Origin of the sequence: Microcoleus sp. CZ3-B2 (assembly GCF_036705055.1) — a bacterium.
Taxonomy (GTDB): domain Bacteria; phylum Cyanobacteriota; class Cyanobacteriia; order Cyanobacteriales; family Microcoleaceae; genus Microcoleus.
Window position 1 is genome coordinate 1 of sequence record NZ_JAUBTN010000119.1, and the last position, 6,149, is coordinate 6,149.

The following is a 6,149-nucleotide window of genomic DNA, read 5'->3' on the forward strand; positions in this document are numbered from 1 at the left end:
CAGCACTAATGACTAATGACTAATGACTAATGACTAATGACTAATGACTAATGACTAATGACTAATGACTAATGACTTCTTTTGTGACTAAATGTTACAAACAAAGAAGCAAAAGTTAACTCAGGAGAATCCGCCTTGGTACTCTACAGCCCGAAAGTTGAACCCAGCCAGCAGCAAAACCTTTCCCCCATCGGTGGTTTTGCGGGGCGGCACATTGGCCCGACAGGAAGCGAAATCCAGCAAATGCTGGATGTTTTGGGTATTTCCAGCCTCGATGAGTTGATTGACAAAACTGTTCCAGCGGCGATTCGCATGAATCAACCCCTGCAACTTCCCGCAGCGCAAAGCGAGTACGCTGCTTTGGCAGAATTGAAAGAAATTGCTGCAAAAAATCAGATATTTCGATCGTACATCGGCACAGGATATCACGACTGCATCACACCGCCGGTCATCCAGCGGAATATCCTGGAAAATCCCGGCTGGTATACAGCTTACACTCCCTACCAAGCCGAAATTGCCCAAGGACGATTGGAAGCTTTGCTGAATTTCCAAACGATGATAATCGACCTCACGGGTTTGGAAATTGCTAACGCTTCCTTGCTGGATGAGGGGACTGCGGCGGCGGAAGCGATGGCGGTGAGTTACGGCGCTAGCAAAAAGGGGGCGAAAGCATTTTTTGTTTCCCGAGATTGTCACCCTCAAACTCTGGAAGTGGTGCAAACTCGCGCTAAACCGCTGGGAATTGAGGTTATTGTGGGCGACCATCAAAGCTTTGAGTTCGATCGTACAATCTTCGGCGCGCTCCTGCAATACCCAGCAACAGACGGCACAATTTACGACTATAGGGATTTTATTCGATCGGCACACCAAGCCGGCGCATTAGTCACAGTCGCCGCCGACATTTTAAGCCTTTGCTTGCTTACGCCCCCCGGCGAATTCGGCGCTGACATCGCCGTAGGAAGCACCCAGCGCTTCGGAGTACCGATGGGATTCGGAGGGCCCCACGCAGCCTATTTCGCCACAAAAGAAGAGTTTAAACGGCAAGTTCCGGGGCGAATTGTCGGGGTTTCTAAAGATGCTAACGGCAAATCTGCTTTGCGTTTGGCTTTGCAAACTCGCGAACAGCACATCCGCCGCGAAAAAGCAACTAGCAATATTTGTACTGCTCAAGTTTTGCTGGCAGTGATGGCGAGTATGTATGCTGTTTATCACGGCCCGTCTGGACTCAGAGACATTGCCGAGAAAGTATGGAGTTTAACTGCACTTTTGGCATCCGGTTTAAGAAGTTTCGGATACAAAATTGGTTCTCAACCTTTCTTCGATACTCTGCGAGTAGAATTGGGAGACAAACCGCTGTCAGAACTTCTAGCAACTGCCCAACTTCGCAACATTAATCTTCGAGTTTTTGATGAGGCGACAGTCGGAATCACTTTAGATGAAACTGTGACTGTTGAAGATGTGCAAGATTTATGGGAAATTTTCGGACAGCATAAGGATTATATCAGGGTCGAGGGGGAGAACGCTCTCAACATTCCGCTGGATGCAGACGCATTAAATTCCTATTTGACTTTACCAGATTTTTGCGATCGCACAACCAGCTATCTCACCCATCCAGTTTTCAACAGCTACCATTCCGAAACCGAACTTTTGCGGTACTTGCACCGTTTAGAAACCAAGGATTTATCGCTAAACACATCAATGATTCCCTTGGGCTCCTGCACGATGAAATTGAACGCAACAGCCGAGATGCTGCCGGTAACTTGGGCCGAATTTGGCAAGATTCATCCCTTTGCGCCCCGCAATCAAACTCGCGGCTATCAAATGATGTTCGTGCAACTCGAACAGTGGCTGGCAGAAATCACCGGTTTTGCGGGAATTTCCTTGCAACCAAACGCCGGTTCCCAAGGCGAATACGCGGGATTGTTAGTCCTTCGCCAATACCACGAACACCGAGGAGAATCTCACCGCAATATCTGTTTAATTCCCCAGTCAGCCCACGGGACAAATCCGGCTAGCGCGGTAATGGCGGGGATGAAAGTAGTTGCTGTCGAGTGCGACTCTCAGGGGAATATTGATGTCGCCGACTTGCAAAAAAAAGCCGAGAAACACAAAAATGAACTGGCTGCTTTGATGGTGACATATCCATCTACCCACGGCGTATTTGAGTCAGAAATTAAAGAGATTTGCGAGATTGTCCACAACTGCGGCGGACAAGTTTATATGGACGGCGCAAATATGAATGCTCAAGTTGGTTTGTGCCGCCCCGGTGATTTTGGTGCTGATGTTTGTCACTTAAATTTGCATAAAACTTTCTGCATTCCTCACGGCGGCGGCGGCCCTGGCATGGGGCCGATTGGAGTTATGCCTCATTTGGTTTCTTTCTTACCTGATGTTTCGGGAGAACCCAACCCAGAGAAAGATAGCAATTCTATAGGTGCTGTTTCGGCGGCGCCTTGGGGAAGTGCTAGCATTTTGACTATTTCTTGGATGTACATTCGGATGATGGGAGGAGTCGGTTTAACTGAGGCGACAAAAGTTGCAATTCTTAATGCTAATTACATGGCGCATCGGTTAGAATCCTATTATCCGGTTTTGTACAAAGGGAAATCGGGTTTAGTGGCGCACGAGTGTATTCTGGATTTGCGCCTTCTCAAAAAATCTGCTGCTATCGAAGTTGATGATATAGCTAAGCGGTTGATGGATTACGGCTATCACGCGCCGACAGTTTCTTGGCCTGTCGCGGGTACGGTAATGGTGGAACCGACGGAGAGCGAATCAAAACAGGAATTAGATTGTTTCTGCGATGCGATGATTGCGATTCGAGGCGAAATTGCGGAGATTGAACAGGGTAATGTTGATGCCCAAAATAACGTCCTGAAAAATGCGCCGCACACCGCAGAATCTCTGATGGTTGATGAGTGGAATCGTCCTTATACTCGCGCGCAAGCTGCTTATCCGACGGCTTGGACTCGCGAATATAAGTTTTGGCCGGCGGTGGGCCGGATAGATAATGCGTTTGGCGATCGTAATTTTGTGTGTTCTTGTTTGCCAATGGAGGCTTACACTGAAGGTTAAATAACTTAGTATGGTGCGTCAGAGGCTGTTATTTGTGAATAAATTGACTGCTAATTTCTGACACAGCCTATTAACTAATGCCTGGTTGCTGTAGGGGGCGGGTTCACAATAATATTTGTCAGTCAACGACAATCTAAATAAACCCGCCCCCATCACTATCAATATCTCCCGAATTCGGAATTAATAGATAATCCGGTGGACGGCTGTGGGTTGAGAAATATCTAGATTTTTCAATTGATATCAAATCCGGTAGCATTGGAATTATATAGTGCGAGCATCCCCGAAGAGCGATCGACTTCGCTCTTCGGAGACGCTCGCACTATCAATGATTGAAATATATAATTCCGATGCTATCAGAAACGATATAAAATGTTGATGAACCAGCCCAGATGGATATCATAAATCATCGAAACTTATGAACAAAAATTATCCCAATCGATTGAATTACGGCGGGGGTTGATCCTAATCTATGTCAATTAAAGACAATCTAAATAAACAGGCCCTATTTGTTATTATTAGGGGCATTTAAGGAACAATTAAAATTTAAAAAATCTTCAATTACTAAGTAAAACAAAAAATGAATAAACGATTTTGGTTGCGATCGCCCTCCAACAAACTAGGTTGGATTATCCTACTATTATTAGGCGTTTTGGCTGCTTTGGCAACGATCGCCACCGCAGTTTACTTCAAAAGCCCGATCGCCCAAACAGCAAATCTCACCTTATCTGTAGACGTTACAGCCGATCGCCATTCCATCAGTCCCGACATCTACGGTATGAATGATTATGCGATCGATCCGGCCCTCGCCCAAGAGTTGCGAATTCCGGTGGAACGCTGGGGGGCTAATCACACCAGCCGCTATAACTGGTTAGTCGATTCTTCCAACAGCGGCGATGACTTCTTTTTCGTGGGTGGCGGCGACAATAAAAATCCTGTTCCCGGCGATTCGATCGATAAAATTGTCAAAACCAACCGCAAAAACGGCAGCAAAAGCATCGTCACTATCCCGATAATTGGCTATGTAAATAAATTGAGCATCTGGAATTGCGGCTTTCGAGTATCCAAATACGGCGCGCAAGAAAAAACCAATCCTTATATTTTTCCAGAAGGCGACAAGTGCGGTAACGGAAAGCGTCCAGATGGCAGTTTAATAACTGATAATAATCGCCTTGATGTTAGTATTGTTAGCGATGCTGCTTTCCAGAAAGCTTGGGTTCAACATTTAGTTAACACCCACGGTACTGCTGAATCGGGCGGCGTGCAAATTTATCAAATGGACAACGAACCTAGCGGCTGGGGAAACACTCACCGCGATGTTCATCCAGAAGCGACGAGTTATGACGAATTGCGCGATCGCACTTACCAATATGCGTCAATGGTAAAGGCCACAGATCCCACCGCTAAGGTACTCGGCCCGTCGGATTTTGGCTGGCCTGTTTATGTGGATTCGGGAGTAAAGGGCGATCGCGAAAAACACGGCGGTGTCTGGTTTGGGCGGTGGTACTTGCAGCAAATGCGCGCCTACGAACAGCAAAAAGGTGTTCGCATCCTCGACTATTTTGACGAACACTACTATCCTGTCGTCGATGACCTCTGTTTGGCGAATTGTCCCGCCGGTGATGCTAAGACGCAAGCAGCCCGGTTGCGATCGACTCGTTCTCTGTGGGACAGCACTTATACTGATGAAAGTTGGATTGGTAAATCGAATCCGCCGCTAACAATTATTCCCCGGTTTAGAGACTGGATAAAGCAAGATTATCCAGGTACAAAACTTGCAATTACTGAATACAATTGGGGCGGTTTGGAGTCGATGAACGGCGCGTTAACTCAAGCCGAGATTCTGGGGATTTTTGGGCGAGAACAACTCGATTTAGCGACGCTGTGGGGGCCTCCGAAGTCTTCTGAACCGGGTTCCTATGCCTTCCGCACGTACCTGAATTATGACGGGAAGGGCAGCAAGTACGGCGATACTTGGGTGCGATCGCACAGCACAGACCAGGAACTTTTGTCAATCTACGGATCGCAACGCACTAACGACGGTGCTTTGACGCTGGTAATTATTAACAAAACTAGCCAAAAGTTGACTAGCAACTTAAGTTTGAAAGGATTTAAATCGGCGGGTAAAGCTCAAGTTTACACTTACAGCGAGGCAAATTTGCGGGCGATCGTCCGTCAGAGCGATTTAGCTGTCAGCGGTACTGAATTCAAGGCAAATTATCCCGCTAATTCTATCACTTTGGTTGCTATTCCCAAGGAAAAAGCTTAGTCATATTGTTTTCGCTTGCATCGGAATGATTTAACCACAGAGTACACAGAGTACACAGAGGGAGAAAATATATATCTGAATCATTCCGATGCTAGGGGATTTGATATCAGTTGTCAAATCCCCTAGCATTGGAATTTTTACTGTGGCGACTAATCCCCGCTAATCTCCACCAACCTTTCACCTGTTCTCAAAAGTTCCAGCGCATCTAACAACGTTGCACTGAGAATCTCTCGCAACCGATCGTTTGATGTATTGCCACACGTCAACCAAATAATTTGTGGGGGGGAATCAAGACGATCGACTAAATCAACAAAATCACTGTCTTTAGTCCTCAAAATAACTCCCTGCGCTTTGGCTGCCTCGAAAATCTCAGGATCTTCAGCATCTCTCAGTCCAATGTCGCGCAAGGCTACCGCTGCTACTCCTAGTGTATTAGTCATCCAGGTTGCGATCGCAGGTGACAGATGTGCATCTACCCAGATCGTCATGCAACCAATACTGGATGATTAAGTTTACGTGAGGCGTACAAAAGAGATGCTTTGAGGTCGTCTATTTCCAGATCGGGCATTTCTGCGAGAATTTGTTCCGCACTCAAACCAGCCGCAAATAAGTCTAGTACATCTGATACCCGAATTCTCATGCCGCGAATACAGGGACGACCGCTACACTGTCTGGGATTAATTGTGATTCTTGCAAGTAGTTCCAACATTCAAGTTAGTGATGGTAAAAACTTATAGTCATTTCAAATAAGTATGAGACTATTTAAAAATGAGGTAAAATGAATAAAAATAGTGAAGCTGCTAGGAAA

At 46.3% G+C, this 6,149-nt stretch carries 4 protein-coding genes; 2 read left to right on the forward strand and 2 right to left on the reverse strand.

Annotated elements, in window-relative coordinates; translation table 11 throughout:
- Positions 1-135 precede the first annotated feature (135 nt).
- Positions 136-3,075, forward strand: coding sequence for an aminomethyl-transferring glycine dehydrogenase (gene gcvP / locus QUA97_RS27765; protein ID WP_333197511.1), 2,940 nt, complete (start codon positions 136-138; stop codon positions 3,073-3,075).
- A 577-nt stretch (positions 3,076-3,652) separates the two neighbouring features.
- Positions 3,653-5,341, forward strand: a complete 1,689-nt coding sequence (locus tag QUA97_RS27770) for a glycoside hydrolase family 44 protein (protein WP_333197512.1) — start codon at positions 3,653-3,655, stop codon at positions 5,339-5,341.
- Positions 5,342-5,490: 149 nt separating this feature from the next.
- Here QUA97_RS27770 and QUA97_RS27775 read toward each other — a convergent pair whose 3' ends face one another.
- Positions 5,491-5,829, reverse strand: coding sequence for a DUF5615 family PIN-like protein (locus QUA97_RS27775; RefSeq protein ID WP_333197515.1), 339 nt, complete (start codon positions 5,827-5,829; stop codon positions 5,491-5,493).
- A complete protein-coding gene (locus QUA97_RS27780; protein WP_194069659.1) occupies positions 5,826-6,050 on the reverse strand; it encodes a DUF433 domain-containing protein in 225 nt (74 codons plus the stop codon). Before QUA97_RS27780 ends, QUA97_RS27775 begins: the two co-directional genes overlap by 4 nt.
- Between the last annotated feature and the right edge of the window lie 99 nt (positions 6,051-6,149).

What these genes read in the sequence shown, in the direction of transcription:
- QUA97_RS27770 (WP_333197512.1), top strand. Translation starts at nt 3,653, where the DNA reads ATGAATAAACGATTTTGGTTGCGATCGCCCTCCAACAAACTAGGTTGG.
- QUA97_RS27775 (WP_333197515.1), bottom strand. Translation starts at nt 5,829, where the DNA reads ATGACGATCTGGGTAGATGCACATCTGTCACCTGCGATCGCAACCTGG.
- QUA97_RS27780 (WP_194069659.1), bottom strand. Translation starts at nt 6,050, where the DNA reads ATGTTGGAACTACTTGCAAGAATCACAATTAATCCCAGACAGTGTAGC.